The sequence below is a fragment of the Rhodoferax ferrireducens genome (genome assembly GCF_003347515.1).
In the GTDB taxonomy this organism is placed as follows: Bacteria; Pseudomonadota; Gammaproteobacteria; order Burkholderiales; family Burkholderiaceae_C; genus Rhodoferax.
On record NZ_QEII01000312.1, the window covers coordinates 49,146 to 74,693 of the forward strand.

24 protein-coding genes are annotated in these 25,548 nt (G+C 63.0%); 9 read left to right on the forward strand and 15 right to left on the reverse strand.

All coding sequences use genetic code 11. From position 1 onward, the window contains the following. Positions 1-23 precede the first annotated feature (23 nt). The 6 genes from C5P05_RS25145 to C5P05_RS35150 form a co-directional block, all read right to left on the reverse strand. Positions 24-2,180 (reverse strand): hybrid sensor histidine kinase/response regulator, encoded by a 2,157-nt coding sequence (locus tag C5P05_RS25145; protein WP_114972602.1) that lies wholly within the window; start codon positions 2,178-2,180, stop codon positions 24-26. A gap of 3 nt (positions 2,181-2,183) precedes the next feature. After that, positions 2,184-3,626, reverse strand: coding sequence for a CheR family methyltransferase (locus C5P05_RS25150; RefSeq protein ID WP_114972603.1), 1,443 nt, complete (start codon positions 3,624-3,626; stop codon positions 2,184-2,186). After that, complete coding sequence (gene cheB, locus C5P05_RS25155) at positions 3,623-4,708, reverse strand: chemotaxis-specific protein-glutamate methyltransferase CheB (RefSeq protein ID WP_114972604.1); 1,086 nt, start codon at positions 4,706-4,708, stop codon at positions 3,623-3,625. The genes C5P05_RS25150 and cheB overlap by 4 nt, the downstream gene beginning before the upstream one ends. Then, positions 4,708-6,441: a methyl-accepting chemotaxis protein gene (locus C5P05_RS25160; RefSeq protein WP_114972605.1), complete on the reverse strand. Its 1,734-nt coding sequence runs from the start codon at positions 6,439-6,441 to the stop codon at positions 4,708-4,710. The genes cheB and C5P05_RS25160 overlap by 1 nt, the downstream gene beginning before the upstream one ends. A 248-nt stretch (positions 6,442-6,689) precedes the next feature. Further along, complete coding sequence (locus C5P05_RS25165) at positions 6,690-7,463, reverse strand: FAD-dependent oxidoreductase (RefSeq protein ID WP_332871367.1); 774 nt, start codon at positions 7,461-7,463, stop codon at positions 6,690-6,692. Next, positions 7,391-7,720 carry an FAD-dependent oxidoreductase gene (locus C5P05_RS35150; protein WP_332871368.1) on the reverse strand — a complete coding sequence of 110 codons (330 nt, stop codon included), beginning with the start codon at positions 7,718-7,720 and terminating at the stop codon, positions 7,391-7,393. Before C5P05_RS35150 ends, C5P05_RS25165 begins: the two co-directional genes overlap by 73 nt. Before the next feature lie 57 nt (positions 7,721-7,777). Here C5P05_RS35150 and C5P05_RS25170 point away from each other — a divergent pair, with 57 nt between their 5' ends. The 5 genes from C5P05_RS25170 (at position 7,778) to C5P05_RS25190 (ending at position 13,105) form a co-directional block, all read left to right on the forward strand. Further along, complete coding sequence (locus C5P05_RS25170) at positions 7,778-8,074, forward strand: hypothetical protein (RefSeq protein ID WP_114972606.1); 297 nt, start codon at positions 7,778-7,780, stop codon at positions 8,072-8,074. Between the two features lie 61 nt (positions 8,075-8,135). Continuing rightward, positions 8,136-9,770, forward strand: coding sequence for a sigma-54 interaction domain-containing protein (locus C5P05_RS25175; RefSeq protein ID WP_114972607.1), 1,635 nt, complete (start codon positions 8,136-8,138; stop codon positions 9,768-9,770). A 233-nt stretch (positions 9,771-10,003) separates the two neighbouring features. Beyond that, positions 10,004-10,567, forward strand: coding sequence for an OsmC family protein (locus tag C5P05_RS25180; protein WP_114972608.1), 564 nt, complete (start codon positions 10,004-10,006; stop codon positions 10,565-10,567). Positions 10,568-10,607: 40 nt separating this feature from the next. Continuing rightward, entirely contained in the window at positions 10,608-11,750 is a 1,143-nt protein-coding gene (locus tag C5P05_RS25185) for an acyl-CoA dehydrogenase family protein (protein WP_114972609.1), read from the forward strand. Beyond that, positions 11,747-13,105 (forward strand): FAD-dependent oxidoreductase, encoded by a 1,359-nt coding sequence (locus tag C5P05_RS25190; protein ID WP_232834657.1) that lies wholly within the window; start codon positions 11,747-11,749, stop codon positions 13,103-13,105. Before C5P05_RS25185 ends, C5P05_RS25190 begins: the two co-directional genes overlap by 4 nt. A 13-nt stretch (positions 13,106-13,118) precedes the next feature. Here C5P05_RS25190 and C5P05_RS25195 read toward each other — a convergent pair whose 3' ends face one another. Then, entirely contained in the window at positions 13,119-13,586 is a 468-nt protein-coding gene (locus C5P05_RS25195) for a DUF1348 family protein (protein ID WP_114972610.1), read from the reverse strand. 87 nt (positions 13,587-13,673) lie between these two features. On the opposite strand from C5P05_RS25195, the gene C5P05_RS25200 reads away from it, so the two are divergent. Next, positions 13,674-14,243: a TetR/AcrR family transcriptional regulator gene (locus tag C5P05_RS25200; protein WP_114972611.1), complete on the forward strand. Its 570-nt coding sequence runs from the start codon at positions 13,674-13,676 to the stop codon at positions 14,241-14,243. Positions 14,244-14,258: 15 nt separating this feature from the next. On the opposite strand, the gene cynS is transcribed toward C5P05_RS25200, so the two are convergent. From cynS to ahpC, 8 genes are all read right to left on the reverse strand, one after another. Beyond that, the gene (gene cynS / locus C5P05_RS25205; RefSeq protein WP_114972612.1) at positions 14,259-14,702 is read right to left on the reverse strand and encodes a cyanase; all 444 of its coding nucleotides are present in this window, start codon (positions 14,700-14,702) and stop codon (positions 14,259-14,261) included. A gap of 48 nt (positions 14,703-14,750) precedes the next feature. After that, on the reverse strand, positions 14,751-15,614 hold the full coding sequence (locus tag C5P05_RS25210) for an ABC transporter ATP-binding protein (RefSeq protein ID WP_114972613.1): 864 nt from the start codon (positions 15,612-15,614) through the stop codon (positions 14,751-14,753). Next, the gene (ntrB, locus tag C5P05_RS25215) at positions 15,604-16,470 is read right to left on the reverse strand and encodes a nitrate ABC transporter permease (RefSeq protein ID WP_114972614.1); all 867 of its coding nucleotides are present in this window, start codon (positions 16,468-16,470) and stop codon (positions 15,604-15,606) included. The genes C5P05_RS25210 and ntrB overlap by 11 nt, the downstream gene beginning before the upstream one ends. 2 nt (positions 16,471-16,472) lie before the next feature. After that, positions 16,473-17,879 carry a CmpA/NrtA family ABC transporter substrate-binding protein gene (locus C5P05_RS25220; protein WP_114972615.1) on the reverse strand — a complete coding sequence of 469 codons (1,407 nt, stop codon included), beginning with the start codon at positions 17,877-17,879 and terminating at the stop codon, positions 16,473-16,475. A gap of 147 nt (positions 17,880-18,026) precedes the next feature. Beyond that, positions 18,027-18,704: a response regulator transcription factor gene (locus tag C5P05_RS25225; RefSeq protein ID WP_114972616.1), complete on the reverse strand. Its 678-nt coding sequence runs from the start codon at positions 18,702-18,704 to the stop codon at positions 18,027-18,029. A 1-nt stretch (position 18,705) separates the two neighbouring features. Beyond that, positions 18,706-19,905: a PAS domain S-box protein gene (locus C5P05_RS25230; RefSeq protein ID WP_114972617.1), complete on the reverse strand. Its 1,200-nt coding sequence runs from the start codon at positions 19,903-19,905 to the stop codon at positions 18,706-18,708. Positions 19,906-20,000: 95 nt separating this feature from the next. Then, positions 20,001-21,575: an alkyl hydroperoxide reductase subunit F gene (gene ahpF / locus C5P05_RS25235; protein WP_114972618.1), complete on the reverse strand. Its 1,575-nt coding sequence runs from the start codon at positions 21,573-21,575 to the stop codon at positions 20,001-20,003. Positions 21,576-21,708: 133 nt separating this feature from the next. Continuing rightward, complete coding sequence (ahpC, locus tag C5P05_RS25240) at positions 21,709-22,272, reverse strand: alkyl hydroperoxide reductase subunit C (protein WP_114972619.1); 564 nt, start codon at positions 22,270-22,272, stop codon at positions 21,709-21,711. Positions 22,273-22,466: 194 nt separating this feature from the next. Here ahpC and egtB point away from each other — a divergent pair, with 194 nt between their 5' ends. The 3 genes from egtB to C5P05_RS34705 are packed head-to-tail and all read left to right on the forward strand — an operon-like array spanning position 22,467 to position 25,541. Then, a complete protein-coding gene (gene egtB / locus C5P05_RS25245) occupies positions 22,467-23,783 on the forward strand; it encodes an ergothioneine biosynthesis protein EgtB (protein ID WP_114972620.1) in 1,317 nt (438 codons plus the stop codon). Further along, positions 23,737-25,191: an ammonium transporter gene (locus C5P05_RS25250; RefSeq protein WP_420130772.1), complete on the forward strand. Its 1,455-nt coding sequence runs from the start codon at positions 23,737-23,739 to the stop codon at positions 25,189-25,191. Before egtB ends, C5P05_RS25250 begins: the two co-directional genes overlap by 47 nt. A gap of 11 nt (positions 25,192-25,202) precedes the next feature. Next, the gene (locus tag C5P05_RS34705; RefSeq protein WP_232834659.1) at positions 25,203-25,541 is read left to right on the forward strand and encodes a hypothetical protein; all 339 of its coding nucleotides are present in this window, start codon (positions 25,203-25,205) and stop codon (positions 25,539-25,541) included. Positions 25,542-25,548 lie beyond the last annotated feature (7 nt).

A 25,548-nucleotide genomic window follows, 5' to 3' on the forward strand; every position in this document is an offset into this window, starting at 1 on the left:
TTTCTTCCTCATGTTCATGTGCACTACCCCAGCAGGGCGCGCAAGGTGTCCACCAAACGATTTTGATCGAAGTCGCCTTTGACGATATAGGCATCCGCACCCACCTGCACGCCGCGCTGCTTGTCCTCTTCCTTTTCGCGCGACGTGATGATGACGATGGGTGTGCTCAGGTATTTCTCTTCCTGCCGCAGCCGCGCGGTGAGCGAGAAGCCGTCCATATGGGGCATTTCCACGTCGGTCAGGATGGCATCGAAATCACCGTCCATGGCTTTGCGCAAACCATCGAGGCCGTCCTCGGCCAGCGTGACCCGGTAGCCGTAGGCCTCCAGCACATCTTTCTCGATCTCGCGCGTGTTGAGCGAATCGTCCACTACCAGCACGTTGTATGGGCGCGCCACCGCAGGGGTCTCGTCCCCGGCACGCACGGCCGCATGGCGGATGCGGCGCGCCGCCTCCAGCAGCGCCGGGGCATGCAGCACGCCCACCAGCTCGTTCTTGCCGGTGGTGACCATGCCGGACACCATCGGCAGCTTGCGCAGATGCTCGGGCAGCGGTTTGATGACCATGTCGCGTTCATCGAGCAAGTCGTCCACCTGCACGGCGATTTTTTCGTTGCGCACGCGCAGCACCAGCAGCAGCATGTCTTTCGCGCGCGTGGCCGATACCGCATGCGGACGAGCCCTGTGGGCCGGAATATGCAGCAGTTCGGCCAGCGGCACCAGCGGCACGAATTCGTTGCGGATGATGACGGCCTTGCGTTCAGCCACCTTCAGTTGCGCCTCGTGCGGCACGCGCAGCAATTCGGCCACGTACTGCGCTGTGAAGCCAAACGGCAAGCCGTTCACCTCCACCAGCAGCACGCGCATCACGGCCAAGGACAAAGGCAGGCGCAGCGCGAAGGTGGTGCCCGCGCCGGGGCGGGTTTCGACGCTGACGCTGCCTTGCAGATCATCCAGAATGCATTGCTTGACGACATCCATGCCCACGCCACGGCCGGACAGGTCGGTGATGATGTTGTTGGTGGAAAAACCCGGCAAAAAAATCAGGTCAATGACTTCCTGGTCGGCCATGGCTGCTGCCTTTTCCGCGCTGACAAAGCCCTTCTTGACGGCTTTGTCGCGCACGGCGGCAAGCGCAATGCCGCCACCGTCATCGCTCACCTCGATCACCACCCAGCCCCCATCCTGCCGCGCCGACAAGCTCAGCCGCCCTTGCGCCGCTTTGCCGGCGGCGGTGCGTTTCTCCGGGCTCTCCAGACCGTGGTCGATGCCATTGCGGATCAGGTGGATGATCGGGTCGGAGAGCTTGTCGATCATCTGGCGGTCGAGTTCGATTTCCGCACCGGTGACCACGCATTCGACCTGCTTGCCGACCGAGCGGGCCAGTTCGCGCACCATGCGCGCGGCCGGCTCGAAGACGATGGCGAGCGGCAGCATGCGCATCAGCAAGGTCTTGTCGTGCAACTCGTCCATCAACACTTCCTGGGCCTGTACGTCGTCCTTCAATGTTTGGGCGAAACGGTGCAGGCTGGCTGCGGCGTGCGGGTCGGCAGCGCTATCGACCAACTCGCGTTCGATGCCGCGGACATCGACGAGACGCTGGCGCATGCGGGCGTGACTGGACACCACCTCGCCCATCAGCTTGATCAATTCGTCGAGTTTGCTCAGCCGGACACGAACTGTTTCAGCGGTCTTTAGTTTGACTTCGGGGGCAGGAACGGGAAGCGAGGCCACGGGTTTGATCGCCAGCGCAGGCGCAGGAACAGGCGCGGCCACCTCAGCGGCCTTGCCGAGGGCGGCCTGCGCAAGGGCCTCGCACAGCGACGCATCCGCTGGCGGCAGACTGGCACTGTCGGAGGTCTCCGCCAGTTTGTCCACCAAGGCGGCCAGCGCGTCGACCGCGCGGTAGAGCAATTGCCCCAGCAGCGGACTGAATTGCAATTGCCCTGCGCGCAGCGCCTCCATCACGTCCTCCAGCTTGTGCGCCGTCTCGGTGATGGGGCCGAGCTTGAGCATGCGCGAAGAGCCCTTGATGGTATGGGCCGAACGGAAGATGGCGTTGATGCTCTCCGGGTCCGCGCTGCCGGCTTCCAGCGCCGTCAAGCCACCGTGCAGCCGATGGATATGGTCGCGCGCTTCTTCGACGAAACGGATGATGAATTTTTTGACATCGATGGCCACGGCTTATCCCTGCCCTGCCAAGGCCTTGGCGGCGGGCAACCTGGCGAGCTGGTGCTCGCAAAGAAAACGAATCTCGCCCGTCGGCAGGCCGAGCGGCACATACTGGATGCCGGTATCGGGCTCATTGCCGGCAAGAAGCTGGATCACAACGCGGTAGGCGCGGCGCGCCAGCTCATTTGCGCCGTCGTTGCGGTACAGATCGGCCAGATAGTAATGGGCCGGCCAGCATTCAGGGCGCGCGTACGCGGCCTGCTTGAACCAACGAATCGCCGCCTCGGACTGCTGCTGCCACTTAGCGGCCAGCCCCAGCAGCACCAGCGCATCAATCGACCAGGCGTGTGTCGCCAGCACGCCGTGCACCAGCAATTCGGCGCCAGCAAAATCCTTGCGATTGATCAGCACATACGCTTTCAACAGCAGTACCTCGACGTTGCCGGGTTCGATGGCGAGCACGGCCTCCAGCAGGGGCAAGGCCTGGTCGTAGTACTTGTCACGCATCAATTGGCGAAGCGTATCGACATCGGCTCGCAGCGGTGCAGACGGAGGAAGCGGCTGGGAATTCGCCGGTGCGGACATGGCCGCCATCGGCACGCTCCCGCCGCTCGACGGCGGTGGCGAGAGCGACACGGCGGGCACCGGTGGCTTGCCTTTGACGAAGTAGAACAGGCCGTCCTCTTCCACCAGCGGCAGGACACCCAGATCATTCGCCAGCGTCTCGGCCGCGCCTATCATCAGAACGCCCTCGTCCTTCATCAGGGAGACCAGGTTCTGTTGAACGCGCTTGCGCGTCGGCGCATCGAAGTAAATCGAGACGTTGCGAAAAAATATGACATCGAAGTCACGCAAGGCCGGTGAAAAACTGCTGGCCAGCAAATTGAGTTCGTGGAACGTGACCTGGTTTCTGACCGGTGCCTTGAGCACATGGCCCCAGCGGTCCTGATCGAAGTAACGGGCCCGCACCTCGTCCGGCACGCCACGGAAGGAAAAGCGGGTGTAGCGGGCATGGCGTGCCTTGGCCAGCGCCACGCTGTCGATATCGCCGCCCGCAAATTCAAATAAGCGCGAGGCGCTCTCGCCATACCTGTCCATCAGGGCCATCACCAGCGAATACGGCTCCTCGCCCGACGAGCAGCCGGCGCTCAGGATGCGCACCGGTCCCAGGCCGCCACGGGCGGCGAGAAGGCGCGGCACCAAGCGCTCCACGAGCCAGCGGATTTGCTCGGATTCGCGAAAAAAGTAGGTCTCATTGATGGTCAAGCGATTCACCAATTCCTGAAACTCGGGCCCACTGTCATGGAGCCGTGCGAAATACTGGGCCGGCACGATCTCCAGCGCCCGGATGCGCTCGGCCAGCACCTGGACCAGATTAGCCTCGCCATTGCCCTCGAACAAGAGGCCGCACCGCGCCTTGACCAACTGCTTGACGCGGGCCAGATCAAGATTCATGCACGCCCTTGTGCGTCGGAAAGCGCATTGGCCATTTGCACCATGGCGCGGGCAATCGCCCCCACCGGCAACACTTGTTGCACGGCGCCGGACTCAATAGCCACACGGTTCATGCCGTAAATGACCGACGTCGCCTCGTCCTGAGCAAGTGTCATGCCCCCTCTTTCGCGGATGTGTGCGATACCCTTGGCGCCATCGTGGCTCATGCCGGTCAGAATGATGCCAATCGCCTGGTGACCGAAAACGTCGGCGACGGAATTGAGCAGCACATCGCAACTGGGGTGAAAAACATCGCGCTGGCCACGCGCCAGCAAGGTAATGCGCCGTGTCGGCGTCACGCTGAAATGGCGTTCGGAGGGTGAAATATGGACCACGCCCGCTTGCAACAAGTCGCCCTCGGCAGCCAGGCGCACCGGCAGCCGGCATATACCCCCCAACCACTCAGCCATGCCGCCCGCAAAACCATCTGAAATGTGCTGGGCGATGAGCACCGGACAAGGAAAGCCGGACGGCAGCGCTGACAGAATCTGCGCCAGCGCCTGCGGACCACCGGTCGAGCAGGCGATGGCGAACACATGGCGGTAAGAGGCGGGGCCTGTGGTGAGCGCTGTCGAGAAGGGCGGTGGAGCCGCTGGCAATTCCGGCGCGCGTGTATTGGAATCCGCCACCGGGGCCTTGCGCGGGCGCAGCCGGGTGATCACTGACACGCCCGCCAACAAGCGTACCTTGGCCACAAAATCTGCCACCGCCTGCGACCCCAGCTCGGGCTTGCCCACCACTTCGAGTGCGCCGCGCCCCACGGCTTCGAGTGCGCGGTGGGCATCGGCGACACTGCTCACCACGAGGATGGGCACCGCCTTGCTGCACATGATTTCGTCAATGGCCTCCAGACCGCTCATGACCGGCATTTCGAGGTCCATGGTGATGAGGGCGGGCTTGAATTCGCGGGCGAATTCGACCGCTTCGCGGCCATTGCGCGCCTCGCCGACGACTTCCATATCGTCCTCAGCTTCCAGAAAACTGCGCAGCAGCCCGCGTGCCAGGCTGCTGTCGTCAGCAATCAGGACCCGGATGCGTTTCATCAGCCGGCCCGTTGCACACCGGGTAATTGCGACGCATCGGTGGCCGTCAATCGGAAGCGCTTGATCAGTTCGCTCAACTCCAGCGACATGGATGTCATCTCGGTACTGATACGGGACACCGAGGCGATGGCCTGGCTGGTCTGCGAGCTGGCGGTCACGATCTCGCGCAGGGCAATCACCACCTGGTCGCTGGCGGTTTTTTGCTGCTGGGTCGAAATGGAAATCTGGCGCGCCGCGTTACGCGTCTGGCTGGCCGCCGCGACCAGGTCGTCCAGATCGCGCACGGTGCTGGTACTGGCCTGCATGCCGGTCTGAATGGTTGTTGCCCCCTTTTCGGACGTGATCACGAGCCGGCTGATCGAGCCCTGTATCTCTTCCACCTTGGCTTCGATATCGCCGGTGGAGTCGGTCACGCTGTCCGCCAGGCGCCGTATTTCGCCGGCAACGACCGAGAAGCGCCGGCCCGCATCGCCAGCGCTGGAGGCTTCCAGTGCGGCATTGAAGGCGATCAGCTTGGTCTGATCGGCGATGTTATTGATGATTTCCATGACCTTGCCGATCTGCCTCGATTTGGCCCCGAGCTGGACAATCTCCTCCAGGTTGTGCTGGTTATCGGTGCGAATGTCCTCCATGCGTGCCAGCACGGTGCCCATCGCCTCCGACCCCTTCTTGCTCTTCTCCCAGGTCTGGTTGGCGATATCCGCCACCGAGCCCGAATGCTCAGCGATCTGGGTCGAGGACGCGGAAAGCTCCTCCATCGTGGAGGTGATCTCTGTCACCGACGAGGCCATTTCCCCGACGGCAGCGGCCATCGACTGCGACATGCCCTGCTGGTACTCGGTACTCCTCGCCACCATGCCGGCGGTGTCTTGCAGGTGCAGGGCCGCATCGGCCAGAACGCGAATGCTGCGCTCGACATTGCCGATCACCGTCGCCAGGCTGCCCCGCATGCTTTTCATCGCGGCGAGCAGACTGGTCTCGTCGCCGGCCTTGGTCTTGATGTCAACGGTGAGGTCGCAGTCGGCAATGGCATGGGCAATGCGCGCGGCATAGTCTGGCTCGCCACCGAGACTGGCCAGCAGGCTGCGCGAAATGAGCACCGCGACCGTCACGGCACCGCCAAGCGAGCCGATCAATATCAGCAGCAGCAAAACGGTATCCCACTCAATGCGCGCACGGGCGGCGGCTTCGTCGTCGGCGTTGCGCTTGTTGGTGAACTGCACCACCTGGTCGACGGCCTGACGATGCGCTTCATAGTGCTGCCGCATGCGTGTCATGGCGATGACCGCCTCGGCACGCTCGCCCTTCAACAAAGCAGGGATGAATTCACCAAAAGCGCTTTTGTAAAAGGCAACGGCCGGCTCATGGGCCTCCTTGAGGAACATCTTGACCAGATAGTCCTCCAGCCCCTCCTTGAGCCAGAAGGCGTGACGCGTGTCGTATTCAGCACGCAAGGTTTTCAGCCGTTCGGTCAGCTGGTTCTGCTCGGTCTTGTCGAAGGCCTCAAGCAATTGCATTGACACCAGATAAGACTCGATGATGTATTCCGGCGGCGGCAGGATGTCCGCCACCAGATCCTTGCCCTGAACAATGCGTTGGTAGAGGGGGCCATTGATCTTCAATTCGTTCAGCGTCTTGAACGACCAGGCACCGTAGACGGCGAAGCCGATGGTGATGAAGGCAATCAGCACGGCGAAGCGATGCGATAGTTTCAGTCGGCTGAACGAACTCATGGTGCGATCCTTAATTCTTTGGCGGGCGTCGATGGTTTCAGGTCTTTTCGGTCAGCTCGCACGGGCTGACACCGCTGACATACTTACAAATTATTACATGCACCCTACCCAGTAGCCACTGGCGCGAGGACGATCCCCGGCAACCCAGGCACCGGCCGCAATCGCGTCAAGGTCTGCAACCGGGGGCACATGCAAGTTGTGCGCCAGGGAACGGACTCCATGGTGGTGCCCCGCGCCTGAACCGGAATCTAGGCCCGGATCAGGTGATCAAAGGCGCTGAGCGCGGCCTTGGCGCCGTCGCCAGCGGCAATGATGATCTGCTTGAACGGCACGGTGGTCACATCACCGGCGGCAAACACACCGGGCAGCGAGGTCTGGCCGCGTGCGTCCACGATGATCTCGCCGTGTTTGCTGAGTTCGATCGTGCCCTTGAGCCATTCGGTGTTGGGCACCAGACCGATTTGCACAAACACACCTTCGAGCTCGATGTGCTGGGCCTCACCGCTGGTGCGGTTGGTGTACTTCAGGCCGTTGACCTTCTGGCCATCGCCGGTGATCTCGGTGGTCTGTGCGTGGGTGTGGATGCTCACATTGGCCAGGCTCTTGAGCTTGTTCGCCAGCACGGCGTCGGCGCGCAGCTGGGTGTCAAACTCAATCAGTGTCACGTGCGCCACCAGGCCGGCCAGATCGATCGCAGCTTCCACGCCGGAGTTGCCGCCGCCAATCACGGCGACGCGTTTGCCCTTGAACAGCGGGCCATCGCAGTGCGGGCAATAAGCCACGCCGTGGTTTTTGTACTGCTGCTCGCCCGGCACGTTGACATTGCGCCAGCGCGCGCCAGTGGACAGGATGACGGTCTTGCTCTTGAGTGAGCCGCCGTTGGCCAGCCGCACCTCGATCAGGCCGCCGGGCTGTTTGGCCGGGATCAGCTTGTCGGCGCGCTGCAGGTTCATGATGTCGACGTCGTAGGTGCGGACATGGGCTTCGAGCGCGGCGGCGAATTTGGGACCGTCGGTCGCCACCACCGAGATGAAGTTCTCGATGCCCAGCGTGTCATTGACCTGGCCGCCAGACCGGTGCGGATGCCCTTGCGTGCCGCATACACGGCGGCGGCAGCGCCAGCCGGGCCACCACCGACGATCAACACGTCATACGGGGCGCGGGCCGAGAGCCGGGCGGCGTCGCGGGCGGCGGCACCGCTGTCGAGTTTGCCGATGATCTCTTCGATCTCCATGCGGCCGGAACCAAACACCTCGCCATTGAGGAAGATGGTGGGCACGGCACGTCAGGTTAGCACGCTCATTGCCGAAATCCACACGGCCACCGCCGAGCATGCATGGGCATCTCGCACATCAACGAGGCGCTGGCGCATATCGAGGGCCTGACACAGCAGAACACCGTGCTGGTCGACGACCTCTCCACCTCGGCGGGCGCACTGGAACTCCAAGCTGGTGCGGTGGCCGATGCGATGCGCGTGTTCCGCCTGAGCCGCCATGATGGCGTCGACACGCCGGACGCGGTGGCGCTGCGCCGGGAGATGAAGCGGCAGCGTCCGGCCACCCCTGTTAGTCCTGAGATGCACAGCAAGCCGCCGCGGCTGGCAGCGAGCCCGGCACAACCAAGAACAAGTTGATTGACAGTGAGAGTGAGGGCCGCGCCCCGAACCGGGCCAGCTTCTTGCTTGTAATTCGGGCATGGACCCCACCCTGACACCGCCCCCCTTGCCGGACCCACCATGGCGCGCGCAGGAACTCCTGCTGATGCGCGAAGTCATTCGCCTGATCGGCAAGAGCCTGGCGCCCGGCGTGGTGCTGCGCGAGATGCTGCATTTGATGTCTGAGTTGCTCGGCCTCAACCGCGGCCGGATCGTCCTGGCCGATCAGGATGACAGCGCCAAAGGCGGTTATGCGAACACCGCCCGCATCTGCTTCGCCTACGGCCTGACCCAGGCCGAGATGGCGCGCGGCGTCTACGCCCCGGGCGAAGGCATCACCGGCCGGGTGCTGGCCACCGGCCAGCCGATGCTGGTGCAGGACATTGATGCCGAGCCCCAGTTTCTGGCCCGGGCCGTGCCGCGCGACCAGTTGCCGCAGGAGACCGTGGCCTACCTGGCGCTGCCGATTGACGTGAACGGCCAGACCGTGGGCGTGCTGGCCTGCCACCGCATTCGCAGCCGACTGCGCCACTTGAATGACGACGTGGCGCTGCTCAAAATCTTGGCCACGCTGGCCGGGCAGGTGCTACAACTGCAAGGCCTGATGCAGGAAAAAACGCGGGCGCTGGAGACCCGCAACGTCCTGCTGACCCACGCGCTCGATGCGGCGGCGGTGCGCTACGGCATCATTGGCACCTCGTCGGCCCTGTTGCAGGCCATCGACGAACTTGAACGCGTCTCGCAGGCGCAGGCCAGCGTGCTGCTGCTGGGCGAATCGGGCACCGGCAAGGAACTGTTTGCGCGCGCCCTGCACCTCTCCAGCCAGCGCCGCGACGCCCCGTTCATCAAGGTCAATTGCGCCGCCATTCCCGACACCCTGTTCGAGTCCGAGCTGTTTGGCTACGAGCGCGGCGCCTTCACCGGCGCCGCCAGCGCCCGCACCGGCTGGTTCGAGCAGGCGGACCGCGGCACCATCTTTCTGGACGAAATCGGCGACATGCCGCTGGCCATGCAAACCAAACTCTTGCGCACCCTGCAGGAAGGTACCATCGTGCGACTCGGGGGCAAAAGCGAAATCAAGGTCGACGTACGGTTGGTGGCGGCCACCCACCGCGATCTGGAAACCGAAGTCGCCAACGGCACTTTCCGGCGCGACCTGTTTTACCGTCTCAACGTCATCCCGATCCGGCTGCCCAGCTTGCGTGAGCGGCGTGAGGACATCCGCACCCTGGCCGTGCACTTCATGAACCGCGCCAACCAGGCCAACCAGCGCAACGTCTATCTGTCGCCCGCTGCGCTCACCCGGCTGGAAGAACATCCCTGGCCCGGCAATATTCGCGAACTGGGCAACGTGATCGAGCGCATGGTGCTGCTGGCCGACAGTCCCATGGTGTCTGCGACCGAGCTGGAGCGGTTTTTGCCGAGTGAAAGCGCGGGCACGCTCAATCTATTGGCGTCCGCGCCAGTGCCTGCCAGTACCCCCGGCAACCCGCCGCCCCGCACGCTCGCGGCGCCGCTGGTGCGGGACTACCTGCCGGCGCACTCCCACACCCTTGAAGAGCTGCAAGAGACGCTCGCCCTGCACCGGGGCAACCAGTCGCGCGCCGCCCAGGCATTGGGCCTGACGGTGCGCCAATTCAGCTATCGCTTGCGCAAGGGCGCGCCGGGCGGGTGAAACGCGCCCTCATTTTTGTCTACAAAATGTCGCCATTTTGTAGACAGTAGGACTCGACCCGGCGACCTCTGCTGGAGACAACACTTAAGTTGCTCATCTTTTAATAGCTTCTTACGCATAAAGCATAAGGGCTAGAGGCACTTTTCTTATAAATTTATCGGAGCATCAGATGATGGCACGGGGGTTGCGATAGGTAAGACAGGCATCTGCCTTCAACCGATCAAGAGGATTCCATGACCACCGCTGAAACCACGGCCCCCGTACAAACCGTCAAAGCTTACCTGCGCCCGATTGATGCGCAGGGCCTGGCTGCCTTTGCTGAAAAAGGCCGCAACAACCCGGCCTCGCGCGGCACCAACAAAGTCCACACCGTCATGGAAGGCCAGTACCGCTCACTGAGCCAGGTAGGCCAGCACGCCCCCGTGGTGGTGGATGAACCGCTGCACCTGTTTGGCCAGGACACGGCGCCGGCGCCCGGCGAAATCGTGCTGTCGGGTCTGGGCGGCTGCCTGGCCGTGGGCATCACCGCGGTGGCCACCTGGAAGCAGGTCAAGCTGACCAAACTCGAAGTATTTCTGGAAGGCGACATCGGCAACCCCGCCGCCTGGGGCGCCGGTGGCGCCTTGCAAAAGCTGCCGTCCGAGATGGGCTTCCAGGCGATCCGGGTCAAGGTGTTGGTGGAAGGCGATGCGCCGCGCGAAGTACTCGATGAGATCGTGCGGCATGCCAACTTCTACTCGCCCGTGGCCAACTCGATGCGCAATCCGATTCCGTTCGAGATCAGCCTGGCTGATTGATGAGTCGTCACCCCACATCGCCCATTCCGAGGACCTCACCATGAACCCAGCCGATCTTCCCCCCGAAGTGACTGCCGCACCGGCGCTCGCGGCCGACACCCTGCTGGCCGCTGTGCGCGCGCTGGCACAAGGACCGCTGCAGCAACAGGCGGACGCCATTGATCGCCAGGGCCACTACCCGCACGCCGTACTGAAAGAGTTGGCAGCACTGGGGGCGATGAGCGTGCACCTGGACGCGCCGATGGGGGCGGGCGACTTTTTCCTGGCGATCCAGGCCATGGCGGAGGCCTCGCGCGTGTGCGGCGCCACCGGTTTCATGATGTGGTGCCAGGCGGTGTGCGGCCTGTACCTGCAGCAGTCGGGCAACCCGGCCCTCATGGGTGAAGCGCTGCAGCGGCATGTTGGCGGCCTGGGGATGGGCGGCACCGCCTTGTCCAACCCGATGAAGAGCTATGCGCAGATCGAGAGCCTGCTGCTCAAGGCCACCCCAGTGGACGGTGGCTACCTCATCAACGGCACGCTGCCGTGGGTCAGCAACCTGCAGGCCGACCACTACTGTGGCGCGATTGCAGCGGTGATGGAGAGCGACACGGAAGTCATGTTCTTGCTGCGCTGCAACGCCCCCGGCGTAGAAATGCGCGAATGCCCGAGCTTCTCCGCCATGGAAGGCACGGGCACTTATGCCCTGCGCCTGAAGGACTGTTTCATTGGCGCGGACGACATCATTGCCGACCCGGCCAAACCGTATATCGCCCGCATCCGCGCCGCCTTTGTCATGCTGCAATGCGGCATGGCCGTGGGTATCACCCAGGGCGCCATCGACTCCATGTGGGCAGTGGAGTCGCAGCTGGGCCATGTGAACCAGTACCTCGAAGACCGCCCCGACGCGGTGCAGGCCGAGCTCGATGCGCTGGAGGCCCGCGTCCAGAAAATGGCGCAGACGCCGTTCAACACCTCCACCGAATTTTTCATCGACGTGCTCGATGCCCGCGCCCACGGTGCCGAGCTGTGCCTGCGTGCCACGCAGTCGGCCTTGATGCACCAGGGCGCGCGCGGCTACCTGATGAGCTCGGACGTGCAGCGGCGCGTGCGCGAGGCGCACTTTGTCGCCATCGTCACGCCCGCCATCAAGCACCTGCGCAAGGAAATCGCACGGCTGAGCACCGAGGAGATGCCCGCATGAATCAACTCACAACAACCGCACAGGCCGTACAGGCGATGAGCGCCGCACGGCCGCCCGAAGGCGCGAGGGCCCCCTCGGGGGGCAGCGCAGCACACGCAGTGGCAAGCGTGGCGGTCATTCTTTCACCCTGGCAACAATACATCTGCCACGCCTGCGGCTACATCTACAACGAAGCCGACGGCGACCCGGACAGCGGCCTGGCCGCCGGCACACGTTTCGCCGACATTCCCGAGGACTGGGCCTGCCCGCTGTGCGGCGTGACCAAGTCCGACTTCGAAATATACGAGCCACCCAGCCTGGACGCGCTGCGCGCAAAAGCACAAGGCTGCCGCCCCGTGCCCTCGGCGGGCCAACGCCACCAGCCCGGCGTGGTCATTGTCGGGGCCGGGCGCGCCGGTTGGCAACTGGCCGAAAACCTGCGCGCCATGGAGGCTGAATTGCCGATCACCCTGGTGACCGTCTGCGCCGGTGATGTCTACGACAAACCGCTGCTCTCGGTCGCCATGGCGCGTCAACTCACGCGGGAAAAACTGGTTCGGGAATCCGGTGTCGATGCGGCCCGGCGGCTGAACCTGCGCCTGCTGCCCCACACCCACGCCATCAGCATCTGTGCGCAGACAAAACAGCTGCGCACCACCCGTGGCACCTTGCGTTACGACCAGCTGGTGCTGGCGCATGGCGCGCAAGCCGCGCTGCCAGCGCCCCTGCCGGCATCCCTGTGCTGGCGCATCAACCATTTGGGCGCCTACCTGCAACTGCGCGCCGCACTGGGCACGGTTGACCAATCGGGGGCGAAAGACGTGTTGATCGTCGGCGCCGGTCTGATTGGCAGCGAACTCGCCAACGACCTGGCGCTGGGCGGCCACTGCATCACGCTGCTGGATGTGCAGTCCGAACCCTTGGCACGCTGGCAGGCCGAGCAGGCGGGGCAGCAAGTGCTGCAAGCCTGGAAAGACCTGCCGATTCGCTTTGTGGGCGGGGTGAAGGTCGCCAAGGTCGAGAAGATGGGCCAACGCATTCGCATCAGCACCGATTGCGGCCAGCAGTTTGAGGTCGACCAGGTGATTGCGGCGACCGGCCTACAGACCCCCAGCCGACTGGCCCAGAGCGCCGGCCTGGCATGGCAGAACGGCATCGCGGTGGACCCACTGACCCTGCGCACCAGCAGCCCGGCGATTCACGCCATGGGCGACTGCATCACCATCAACGGACAGGCCAGCCGCTTCATCGAGCCGATTGCACGTCAGGCCAAAACGATTGCGGCCGCCATCACCGCTTGCACCCCGGTGCCGTATGAGGTCCGACCGGCGATGGTGCGCGTGAAGACAAGCTCCAGGCCGCTAACCTTGCACTGAGGCAGGACAGACGTTAAAGCCCCAAGTCGCTCAATGACGGATGATCGTCGGGGCGGCGACCCAGTACCCAGTGAAATTTGCGTTCGGCCTCCTTGATGGGAAGATCGTTGATGCTGGCGAACCGCCAGGCCATGAAACCTTGTGGATTGAATTCCCAATTTTCATTGCCGTAAGAGCGAAACCAGTGGCCCGAGTCGTCATGCCATTCGTAAGCAAACCGGACCGCGATGCGGTTGCCGGCAAAGGCCCACAGCTCCTTGATCAGGCGATAGTCCAACTCTTTGGCCCACTTGCGCACGAGTAACTGGCGCACCTGCTCGCGCCCCACCGGAAATTCGGTGCGATTGCGCCAGCGAGTGTCCTCTGTGTAGACGAGGGCGACGCGCTCCGGGTCACGCGTGTTCCAGGCGTCCTCGGCCAGGCGTACTTTTTGGGCGGCCGTCTCGGCCGTAAAAGGGGGAAGGGGTGGTTTGGTTTGCATCAAGGGTTTCTCAATAGGCGTCACATAGACAGGTCTGTCTACATCTCCAGTCTAACTGAAGTAGACAGACCTGTCTACAATCCACCCATGCAAGCCAATACTCCCCCGACTCTGCAGAGTCTCCCCGCGCGTGACCGCATTCTGCTCACCGCGCATGCGCTTTTCTACCAGGAAGGTATCCGGGCGACGGGGATTGACCGCGTCATTGCGGAAGCAGGCGTCACCAAGGTCACGTTTTACCGGCACTTTCCCAGCAAAAACGATCTCATCCTTGCGTTCTTGGAGTACCGGCACCTGCGCTGGATGGCCTGGTTCGTGGATGCGCTGCAGCGGCACGGTCAGGTCGTGGCGGCGCTGACCCCGGCTTTGGCGGAATGGTTCCGCGATGACAACTTTCGCGGTTGCGCCTTCATCAACAGTGTGGGCGAACTGGGTACCAGCCTGCCCGAGGTCGTGGAGATCGCCCGACGCCACAAGCACGAAATGGTGTCCGTCATTGCAGGCTTGCTAGCCCTATCAAACAAGCGCGAACAGGATGCGCAGGCCATGGCCTTGGCGGTGGACGGCGCGATTATCCGGGCGCAGATCGATCAATCCCCTGATGCAGCGCTACAGGCGCTGGACAGGGTCTTGACGGCATTGCAGGCCGGCCAATAGACCTGCAGTCCCGGCTCAATACTGCTTGTACGGCAAGAACTTACCCGACAGCACCACGTTGACGCGGTCACCCTTGGGGTCAGGCTGACGCACGATGTCCATGGAAAAATCGATGGCGCTCATGATGCCGTCACCAAACTCTTCGTGAATCAGTTCCTTGATGGTGCTGCCGTAGACGCTGACAATTTCATACCAGCGGTAGATCAGCGGATCGGTCGGCACCGACGTCGGCAACGAGCCTTTGTAAGGCACCACCTGCAGCCACTTTTGCTCTTCGGCATCCAGACCGAAGATCTTGCCGACGATCTTGGCCTGAGCCGCGTCCAGCGTCATCTGGCCCAGGCAGGCGGCCGTGACCCACTCCTTGGAGAGGCCGACTTTTTTGGCCACGGCGTCCCACTTGATGCCTTTGGAGACTTTGGTGCTGATGATTTTTTCGGTGACTTCCAGCCGGTTCATGTTGACTCCAGTATTTGAGTTGAGTTGAAAAATAGTGAGGGAAAGGTTTTAGTGCGCGATAGCACGCGACACCAGAAAATCGACGATGTGGTTGCGCAGCTCGTAATAGCCGTCCAGGTGATGCAGGCTGGCGCGCACCCGCGCACGCGGCAGCGGATTGACCACCACTTCAGCAATACCGCCCGGGACGTAGCCCGCCTCGGACTCATTGCCGTTGCTCATGAGCAAGATGCGATCGGCCAGCAAGATGGCTTCATCCACATCGTGCGTGATCATGAACACGGTTTGCTGCGTCTGGCGCACGATGGTCATCAGTTCGTCCTGGATGGTGCCGCGGGTCAACGCATCCAGCGCACCAAAGGGTTCGTCCAGCAGCAGCATCTTGGGCTGGATGCAAAAGGCGCGCGCAATGCCCACCCGCTGCTTCATGCCGCCCGAGAGCTGCGCCGGTTTCTTGTCAATGGCGGGGCTCAAGCCCACCATGGCGACAAACTTTTCCACATGGATATTGACCTCGGCCTTGCCCCAATCGGGCCAACGCGACTTCACGGCAAAAGCAATGTTCTGGCGCACCGTGAGCCAGGGCATCAGCGCGTGACTCTGGAACACCACGCCGCGCTCCAGGCTGGGCCCAATGACTTCACGGCCATCCATGAAAACGTTGCCGGCAGTGGCGGTGTCGAGCCCCGCCAGCACATTGAGGATGGTGGTTTTGCCGCAGCCCGAGTGGCCGATGATGCAGACGAACTCGCCCCGCGCCAGCGAAAAGCTGACGTCGGCAAACACCGGCTTGGCCGCGACAAAGGCCTTGCTGAGCCCTTCGATCTTGAGTAAGGCATTCACGTTAGGGGTCTTTCCTTGGGGTATGGCATTGGGGGCGGACTGGGTCCGCGAAGAGATGTCACTCCACATAGGTCACCATCTTTTGTACTTGGCTAAACATCAGGTCCAGCAGCATGCCGACGATGCCGATCACGCCGATGGCAAAGATCACGTTGGGCAGCGACAGGTTGTTCCACTCGTTCCACACGAAGTAGCCAATGCCGGTGCCACCGACCAACATCTCGGCCGCCACAATCACCAGCCAGGCAATGCCCATGCTGATGCGCATGCCGGTCAAAATGGTGGGCGCGGCCGCCGGCAGGATGACCAGGAACGCCCGCCGTAAATGACTGACCTCCAGCGTGCAAGCCACGTTGAGCCACTCGCGCTTGACCGACGCCACACCAAAGGCCGTGTTCACCAACATCGGCCACACCGAGCAGATGAAGATCACGAAGATGCCACTGACGTCCGAGTCTTTCAGCGTGTAGAGCGCCAGCGGCATCCAGGCCAGCGGGCTGATGGGCTTGAGCACCTGGATGAAAGGGTCAAAGGCCTTGCGCATCAACGGCGACATGCCGATCAGGAAACCCAGCGGAATGGCCACCAGCACCGCCAGCAGAAAACCCAGCCCCACGCGCCCCAGCGAATGGGCCAACTGGATGGCAATGCCCTTGTCGTTGGGGCCACGGTCAAAAAACGGGTCAGACAAATGCCCGAGCGAGGCCTGCGCAACCTGCAGTGGGGACGGAAACCCGGTGCTCTTGGTGGCGCCGGGGTCTTTGCCCATCATCTTCAGATACTCCAATTCCTCGGCCGTGCGATTGCCGGCGGCCGCACCCACGGTCGGGCCGGTGGTGGCAAGCTGCCAGATGCCGATGAAGCAGAAGAGCAGCAACAGCGAAACCACCATGGCGCGCAGATTCAGGGAAGCCAGTGCTTTCATACTCATCCCATCTTGCTGATAGCGAAGCTCTTGGCGTAGGCGTCCGCCTTGGCGGCATCAAACTCCTTGCCCATGATCTTGTGTTTGGCGTAGGTCGGACCGGCAGTGAAGGGCTGGCCCAGGTCTTTCATGTGCTTGCGGGCATCGGTCATCAGGAACACTTTTTCGGCGATCTGTTTGTAATTCACGTCGCCCTTGATGTAGCCCCAGCGCTTCATCTGCGTGAGCATCCACACCGCCATGCTCTGCCAGGGCATAGGGTCAAAGTCCGCGCGGTCCGGCACGTTTTGAATCTTGCCCAGACCATCGGCATATTTGCCGGTCAACACCTGGGTCACCACCGCCTCGGGCTGGTTCAGGTATTGCGAAGGGGCAATGACCTTGGCAATCAGCTCGCGGTTGGCGGGGTCGCGCGCCATGGCGGCGGCGGTGAGCACGGCGCGGTAGAGCGCGGCGAAGGTGTTGGGGTTCTTCTGGATGAACTCGGTGCTGGTGCCAAAGGCGCAGCAGGGGTGGCCGTTCCACAGATCCCTGGTCAGCGTGTGCAGGTAGCCCACTTCGTCGTAAACCGCGCGCTGGTTGAACGGATCGGGGCCGAGGAAACCGTCGATGTTGCCGGCGCGCAGATTGGCCACCATCTCGGCCGGCGGAATGACGCGCAGCTGCACGTCGGTGTCGGGGTTGAGCCCATGCTCGGCCAGGAAGTAGCGCAACAGAAAGTTGTGCATCGAGTAGTCAAACGGGATGCCGAACTTGAAACCCTTCCAGTTCTTCGGGTCGCGGTTGTCCTTGTGCCGGATGGACATGGTGATGGCCTGACCGTTGATGTTCTGAATCGTGGCCACGTTCATCGGCGTCTGGTTCGAGCCGAGACCCATCGAAATCGCCAGCGGCATGGGCGACAGGAAGTGCGTGGCGTCGTACTCCTTGTTGATCATCTTGTCGCGGATCAGCGCCCAGCCGGCGGTCTTGTTCAGTTCGACGCTCAGGCCCTGCTTGCTGTAAAAGCCCAGCGGATGCGCCATGATGAGCGGCGTGGCACAGGTGATCGGGATAAAGCCAATTTTGAGCCTGGTCTTTTCCAGCGCATTCTTGTCCTGCGCCATGGCCTGCAGGCTGGCCATGGGCAGCACGCTGCTGATGGCCGCCATCGCCGTGCCCTTGCCCACCGCGCGCAGAAAGCGACGGCGCACTTCGTCTTGCGGGAAGATCGCCTTGACCAGCGTGGCCTCAATGAAGGCATTGGAATAGGCCTCAAACTCACTGGTCAGGCTGCGCCGCTTGAGCTCAACCGTGGCGCTGCTGGCCGACGCTTCCTGCTGGTGCTCGGCCACCGTGTGGTCCTTGCCGCAGCCGCACTTGAGCATCAAGGGACGGTCGGCGTTGTAGGGGTCAAAGTACTGCGTCATGAATTCACCTCTCGGAGTTGGATGCTTTCAACTACGCAAAGGTCGGGCCAAATTGAAGCGCAGTCCCCGCCCACATCGCAACTCGCACCCAGCAGAACGACGCCCTGTAGGGCCAGCCCTACATCACCCGGCTAAAAGCCCCGCAAATCAGCCGCCCGGCGCAACCCGGCCGTGCCGTTCGGCGTACAGCACCAGCTCGACATCGTTTTTCGTGCCGGTCTTCTCCAGAATCCGGGCCCGGTAGGTGCTCACGGTGTTGGGGGCGAGTTGGAGTTGCGCACCAATTTCGCTCACCGTCTGACCGGCGGTCAGCAGACGAAACACCTGGTACTCGCGATGCGACAGGGCATCGACACCGCCCGAACCCGCCAGTGCCGCGAGCCCTGATCGGCCCGCTGCACCCATCGCAGCCGCCAGCGCTTCTGCCGTGGCGGGGGTGACATACATGCCGCCCCCGGCGACCTTGCGCACGGCCGCCACCATGTCATCCGGGTCGGCACTCTTGTTGAGATAGCCACCGGCGCCCAGCTTGATACAGCGCACCGCATACTGTTTTTCCGGGTAGGTGCTGAGCATCAAAACCGGCAGCGTGGGGTGCTCGCGGCGCAAAATTTGCAGCACCTCCAGACCATCCTGACCCGGCATGGCGATGTCCAGCAGCACCAGATCCAGTCCGGCCGCGCCGCCCAGGGCGCGCACCAGCGCCAGCACTTCTGGCCCGGTCTGGGCTTCCGCCAGCACGCCCACATCTGGTGCATCGGCCAGCACCTGCTTCAGACCTTCGCGCACGATGCGGTGGTCATCACCAATCAAAACTTTGATCATGCTATATATTTGATAGTGGCATGCGCAGGGTGAATGCCGACCCCAGGCCAATTTGGCTTGAAATTTCGAGCTGTCCACCAAAATGGCGGGCGCGCTCGCGCATGCCCATCACGCCATAGGCGGTGGGTGCCTCAAACGCCAGAGCGCTGGCACCGCAGCCGTTGTCTTGCACCGAAATCGTCAGCACCCTGTTTTCGATCTGAATGCGCAAGGTGAGTGCCGTAGCGTGGGCGTGGCGGGCCACGTTGCTCAGCATTTCCTGAAAGATGCGAAACACCGCCATGGCTTCTGGCTCGGGCAGCTCAACGCCGTCGGTGCCTTGCATGGTCCAGTCCAGCACCAGTTCGGCCGACTGGGCAAACTCGTGCGCCTGCCACTCCAGCGCCGCCCATAGACCCTGGTGATCCAGGATGCTGGGGCGCAGGTCGGTGATGATGCGCCCCACGTTGTCCACCGCCCGCTCAATCAAGCCGCTCATGTTTCGGCACTTGCTGCGCAGCCGGGTGCGCATGGCCTCGGCCTCGGGCGGCGTGCGTTGCTGCTGTTCTCCCAGGCGCTTGTCCATCCAGTTCACATCCATTTTGAGCGCCACCAGCAGACTGCCCAGCTCGTCATGTACCTCACGGGCAATGCGGGTGCGCTCCTCTTCACGCACATTCTCCGAATAGGCCGACAGTTCACGCAGCTGCCCCAGCGCCACCGACAATGCCTGGGTGCGTTCACCCACGCGCTGCTCCAGCTCGTTTTTGGCCAGCTGCAGCGCGTCGGCCGTGCGTTTGCGTTCGGTGATGTCAACAAAGGTAACCACCGCCCCCAGCACTGTGTCACCGTCCATCAGCGGGTAGCTGGAATATTCAACCGGGAAGCTACGGTGGTCGCGGTGCCAGAACACCTCGGTATCAATGCGGCAGGGCAGACCCTGGCGAAAGGCATTGAAGATGGCGCAGTCGTGCGTCGCGTAGGGCTGGCCGTCAGGGTGCGAGTGATGCGTCACGTCGTGCATGTTGCAGCCCAGCACCTCGTCGGGCTCGCGCCCGATCATGCGGGCGCCGGCACGGTTGATGAAGGTGCACCGCCCCTCCATGTCAATACCGTAAATTCCCTCACCTGTCGACTCCAGCAGCAAGGCCAGTTGTTTTTGCAGCACCGGCTCCACTGCGGCGTTGGGCGGTATCAGAACCGGTGGCGAGTTGATTTGCATGCTGTTGGGGCAAGCAATGGCTGTGCCAGTTTGCGACACGGCAGCCCGACCTGGCCACCTCCAGCACGCGGAGGTGGCTTTGTGGGCTGGACGACCTACGCCGGAGTTGACACCACGGCGCGGATCAGGTGGTCAAAGGCGCCGAGCGCGGCTTTGGCGCCGTCGCCGGCAGCGATGATGATCTGCTTGAACGGCACGGTGGTCACATCACCGGCGGCAAACACACCGGGCAGCGAGGTCTGGCCGCGCGCATCGACGATGATTTCGCCGTGTTTGCTGAGCTCGATCGTGCCCTTGAGCCACTCGGTGTTCGGCACCAGACCGATCTGCACAAACACGCCTTCCAGCGCGATATGCTGCGCGTCGCCGGTAGCGCGGTCGGTGTACTTGAGGCCATTCACCTTCTGGCCGTCGCCGGTGATCTCTGTCGTCTGCGCGTGGGTATGGATAGTCACATTGGCCAGGCTCTTGAGCTTGTTCACCAGCACGGCGTCGGCCCGCAGCTGGGTGTCAAATTCGATCAGCGTGACATGCGCCACCAGGCCGGCCAGATCGATGGCGGCTTCCACGCCGGAGTTGCCGCCGCCAATCACCGCCACACGTTTGCCCTTGAACAACGGACCATCGCAGTGCGGGCAATAAGCCACGCCGTGGTTTTTGTACTGCTGCTCACCCGGCACGTTGACATTGCGCCAGCGCGCGCCAGTGGACAGGATGACGGTCTTGCTCTTGAGTGAGCCGCCGTTGGCCAGCCGCACCTCGATCAGGCCGCCGGGCTGCTTGGCCGGGATCAGCTTGTCGGCGCGCTGCAGGTTCATGATGTCGACGTCGTAGGTGCGGACGTGGGCTTCGAGCGCGGCAGCAAATTTGGGGCCGTCGGTTTCCACCACCGAGATGAAATTCTCGATGCCCAGCGTGTCATTGACCTGGCCGCCAAAACGCTCGGCCGCCACGCCGGTGCGGATGCCTTTGCGCGCCGCGTACACGGCGGCGGCGGCACCAGCCGGGCCACCCCCGACGATCAGCACCTCATACGGCGCGCGGGCCGAGAGCTTGGCCGCGTCACGGGCGGCGGCACCGGTGTCGAGCTTGCCGATGATTTCTTCAATCTCCATGCGGCCGGAACCAAACACCTGACCATTGAGGAACACCATCGGCACGGCCATGATTTCGCGCGCAGTCACTTCGCCCTGGAAGGCGCCACCTTCGATCACCACGGTTTTGACCTTGGGATTCAGAATGGCCATCAGGCTCAGCGCCTGCACCACGTCCGGGCAGTTGTGGCAGCTCAGGGACATATAGACCTCGAAATTGAAGTCGCCGTCCAGGCCCTTGATCTGGTCGATCACATCCTGCTCTACCTTGGGTGGGTGGCCACCGGTCCACAGCAGCGCCAGCACCAGCGAGGTGAATTCGTGGCCCAGCGGCAAGCCGGCAAAGCGCAGATGGGTGGCCGTGCCCGCACGCTGCAGCGTGAAGGAAGGCTTGCGGGCGTCCGTGCCATCGGTGCGCAGGCTGATCTTGTCGCTGCGCAGTGTCTGAATGGTCTCCAGCAACTCGCGCATCTCAACCGAGTTGCCGTCCTCGCCCAGGGACGCCACCATCTCGATCGGCAAGGTCACACGCTCCAGGTAGGCTGCAAGCTGGGTTTTGAGGGTGTCGTCGAGCATGATGGCTTCCTTTACTATTAATTTAATAGCTGTATGCGCAGGTTATACGCGGGCTACAGCCTGTTTTTGCGTATAAAAAAGCCGGACGGCAAGGCACTGGGCGCCCTGACGCTGTCCGGCTGGGGGCGCTGGCTTAGATCTTGCCGACCAGGTCGAGCGACGGCGTAATAGTCTTGGCGCCTTCGTTCCACTTGGCGGGGCAGACCTGGCCGGGGTGGGCGGCCGTGTACTGGGCGGCCTTCAGCTTGCGCAGGGTTTCCTGGACGTCACGGGCGATCTCGTTCGAGTGAACTTCCATCGTCTTGATCATGCCAGTGGGGTCGATGATGAAGGTGCCGCGCAATGCCAGGCCTTCTTCTTCGATATGCACGTCAAAAGCGCGGGTCAGCTTGTGGGTGGGGTCACCGATCAGGGGAAACTTGGCCTTGCCAACAGCTGGCGATGTCTCGTGCCACACCTTGTGCGAGAAGTGGGTGTCGGTCGTCACGATATAGACCTCGGCGCCGGCCTTCTGGAATTCGGCGTAGTGCTGGGCAGCATCTTCCACTTCGGTCGGGCAGTTGAAGGTGAAGGCGGCGGGCATGAAAATGAACACGCTCCACTTGCCCTTGAGGCTTTCGTCGGTCACGGTAACGAACTTGCCGTTGTGGAAAGCTTCGTTCTTGAAAGGGACGACTTGGGTATTGATCAAAGACATGTAATTTTTTCCTGTTGAAAAATGGGGTTGATGGGTGAAGGAACAAGCGTAATCTTATTGCACCGCAGCATGCTTTTGGGTTAATTGGTTAAATGCAGCCGATTGAAAAATTCTATTCAGCCCTTGTTACAACCCGTAAAAAGAGCGCTGAATTGCGAACCAGCGTGTTTAAACTCCGCACCATGACGACTTCAATGCGGGAGGTGTCTGTGGACCCCCAACACGACTCGACACGGGCAGTTCAAGCGGCGCCGGCAAGCCCGGCGCATGACGCGCGGTATCTTGCTGTCCGCCAGGCCACGCAGGCGCTCGCGGCACCGCTCTCAGCAGAAGACTGCGCCATCCAGTCCATGCCGGACGCCAGCCCGGTGAAGTGGCATCTGGCGCACACCACCTGGTTCTTCGAGACCTTTGTGCTGGCGCCGCACCGGCCTGGCTACCGCTGTTTCGATCCTGCCTATCGTGTGCTCTTCAACTCCTACTACAACACCGTGGGCGACAAGCACCCGCGGCCCGAACGCGGCCTGCTGTCGCGCCCCGGCCTGGAGGAGGTGCTGGCCTATCGCCGTCATGTCGACGAAGCCATGTTCGCCATGCTGTCCGAGACGCCATCGGCCGCCTTGCCGGCGGAAGTCGCCAGCCTGATCGAGCTGGGCTTGCACCATGAGCAACAACATCAGGAACTGATTCTCACGGACGTGAAGCATCTGCTCTCGCGTCATCCGCAAAAACCGGCCTACCAAAAACAGTGGCCACTGACCCCCATCCGCGCGCGCACGCCGCGCTGGATTGACATCGGACAAGGACTGCATGAGATCGGGCACGCCGGCCCGGGCTTCTGCTTCGACAACGAAACACCACGCCACCGGGTCTGGCTTGACGCCTTCCAGATCGCGTCACATCCCGTGACCCATGGCGATTTCATCGCGTTTATTAACGACGGCGGCTATCAGCGGCCGGAACTGTGGCTGTCGGCCGGCTGGGACGCCGTGACGGCGCGCGGCTGGCAGGCGCCCGCGTATTGGACGCAGCGTGACAGCCAGTGGCACGCCTTTACGCTGCATGGCGAGGTGCCGGTGGATCCCAACGCGCCGGTCTGTCACATCAGTTTTTTCGAGGCCGACGCCTTTGCACGCTGGGCCGACGCCCGGCTGCCGACCGAAGCCGAGTGGGAGATCGCGACGCGCGACCTGCCTCTCAGCGGCAACTTTTTGGAAAGCGGCGCCCTGCATCCGCTCGCGCTGCGCGAGACGCTGGCCGACGGCCAGCTGGCGCAGGCTTTCGGCGACGTGTGGGAATGGACGCGCAGCGACTACGGACCCTACCCCGGCTTCAGGCCCGCCGCCGGCGCGGTCGGCGAATACAACGGCAAATTCATGTGCGGCCAATACGTGCTGCGCGGCGGCTCGTGCGCCACACCGGCCAGCCATATCCGAGCGAGCTATCGCAATTTTTTCCCGCCTGATGCGCGCTGGCAGTTCTCCGGCCTGCGCCTGGCACGCGACGCCTGACCCGCCTCCGTCCTTGCCTCCGAGCCGCGCAGCCAAGAGACTGGCACGGCTTATGCACAGTCGTTGCCGTTCGACTGCAACAAGGAAAAATATGCACGTTATTGGACGGAAGTGGCTGCTGGCGGCGGGCTTGTTTCCCAGCCTGGCCGTGTGGGCGCAAGCGCCGGTTGGGCCGACGCTGGTGGCGCAAGACAGCCTCAACGCGGCCGATACCGCGTGGATGATGACCTCCACCGCCCTGGTGCTCTTGATGACGTTGCCGGGCATTGCCCTGTTTTACGGCGGCATGGTGCGCAAGAAAAGCGTGCTCAACACCATGGCCAGTGTGGTGGCCGTTGCCGCCTTGGTCAGCCTGCTGTGGTTTGCGCTGGGCTATTCCATCGCCTTCACGCCGGGCAGTGAATGGATCGGTGGCAGCGAACGCTTCTGGTTCGCCGGCCTGGACTACCTCAAGGAGACCGGCCAGGTGGCGGTCAGCCATGTGGCGCCGAACGTGCCGGAGTCGGTCTACGCCATGTTCCAGCTCACCTTTGCCATCATCACGGCCGCCCTGATCGTGGGCGCTTTGGTGGAGCGCATGCGCTTTTCGGCCATGCTGTGCTTCATCGGCCTGTGGTCGGTGCTGGTCTATGCGCCGATCGCGCATTGGGTGTGGGAGCCGGGCGGCTGGCTGGTCAAAATGGGCGTGCTGGACTTTGCCGGCGGCTCGGTGGTGCATATCAACGCCGGGGTGTCGGGGCTGGTCTGCGCCTGGTTTCTCGGGCCGCGCCGGGGTTACGGACGCGAACCCTTCGAGCCCTTCAACCTCGGGCTGACCATGGCCGGCGCGGGTCTGTTGTGGGTCGGCTGGTTCGGTTTCAATGCCGGCTCGGCCGTGGCGGCGGACGGCCGGGCCGGGCTGGCCATGGCAGTGACCCACATCGCGGCGGCCTCGGGCGCCCTGTCCTGGATGCTGGGCGAGTGGATCGTGCGCAAGCGCCCGTCCCTGCTGGGCCTGTGCTCGGGCCTGGTGGCCGGGCTGGTGGCCATCACGCCGGCGGCCGGTTTCGTGTCGCCGCGCGCCGCCGTGCTGTTTGGTGCCGTGGCCGGGCTCGCCTGTTATTGGGGCGCCACGGGCCTCAAGCGCCTGCTCAATACCGATGACTCGCTGGATGTGTTCGGCGTGCACGGCATAGGCGGCATCGTCGGCTCGCTCATGACCGGCCTTTTTGCGAGCAAGGCCGTCGCCGGCGTGAGCGGCAGTGTGCTGACCCAGTTGATCGGTGTGGGGGCCGTGATGCTGTACAGCGCCGTCATGAGCGTCCTGCTGCTGTGGGTCACCAAAGTCCTCGTCGGCTTGCGCGTTGATGAACAGGCGGAGATCACCGGCCTGGACATCTCCCAGCACCTTGAACACATGGGTACCTGAAAGGAATCAGCATGTTGAACAGTGAAAAACTCGCCATCGCCGCCCATTTGCATGTGCTGCTGCGACGCAAGTCAGGCCGCGTGACCGACACCGAGTGGCTGGCCAGCAATGTCGAGTACGCGACCGAAATCGTGCACTTTGCCCGCGCCAGGGCCACGGAAGACGGCCATGCCGATCTGGCGGAATGGGCGGGCAAGCTGGAGGCGGCGATGGCAGAAGCCACCCCGGCGCGCGGCGCGCTCGCCCGGCGCTTGAGTCCGGTTACAACTTCGCTGACAGGGACGTCAGCAAGCCCGGACGCGGGTGTCGGCGAAACCAGCCCGATTCGCTATATCCGCGGTATACGGTAGGGTTGAC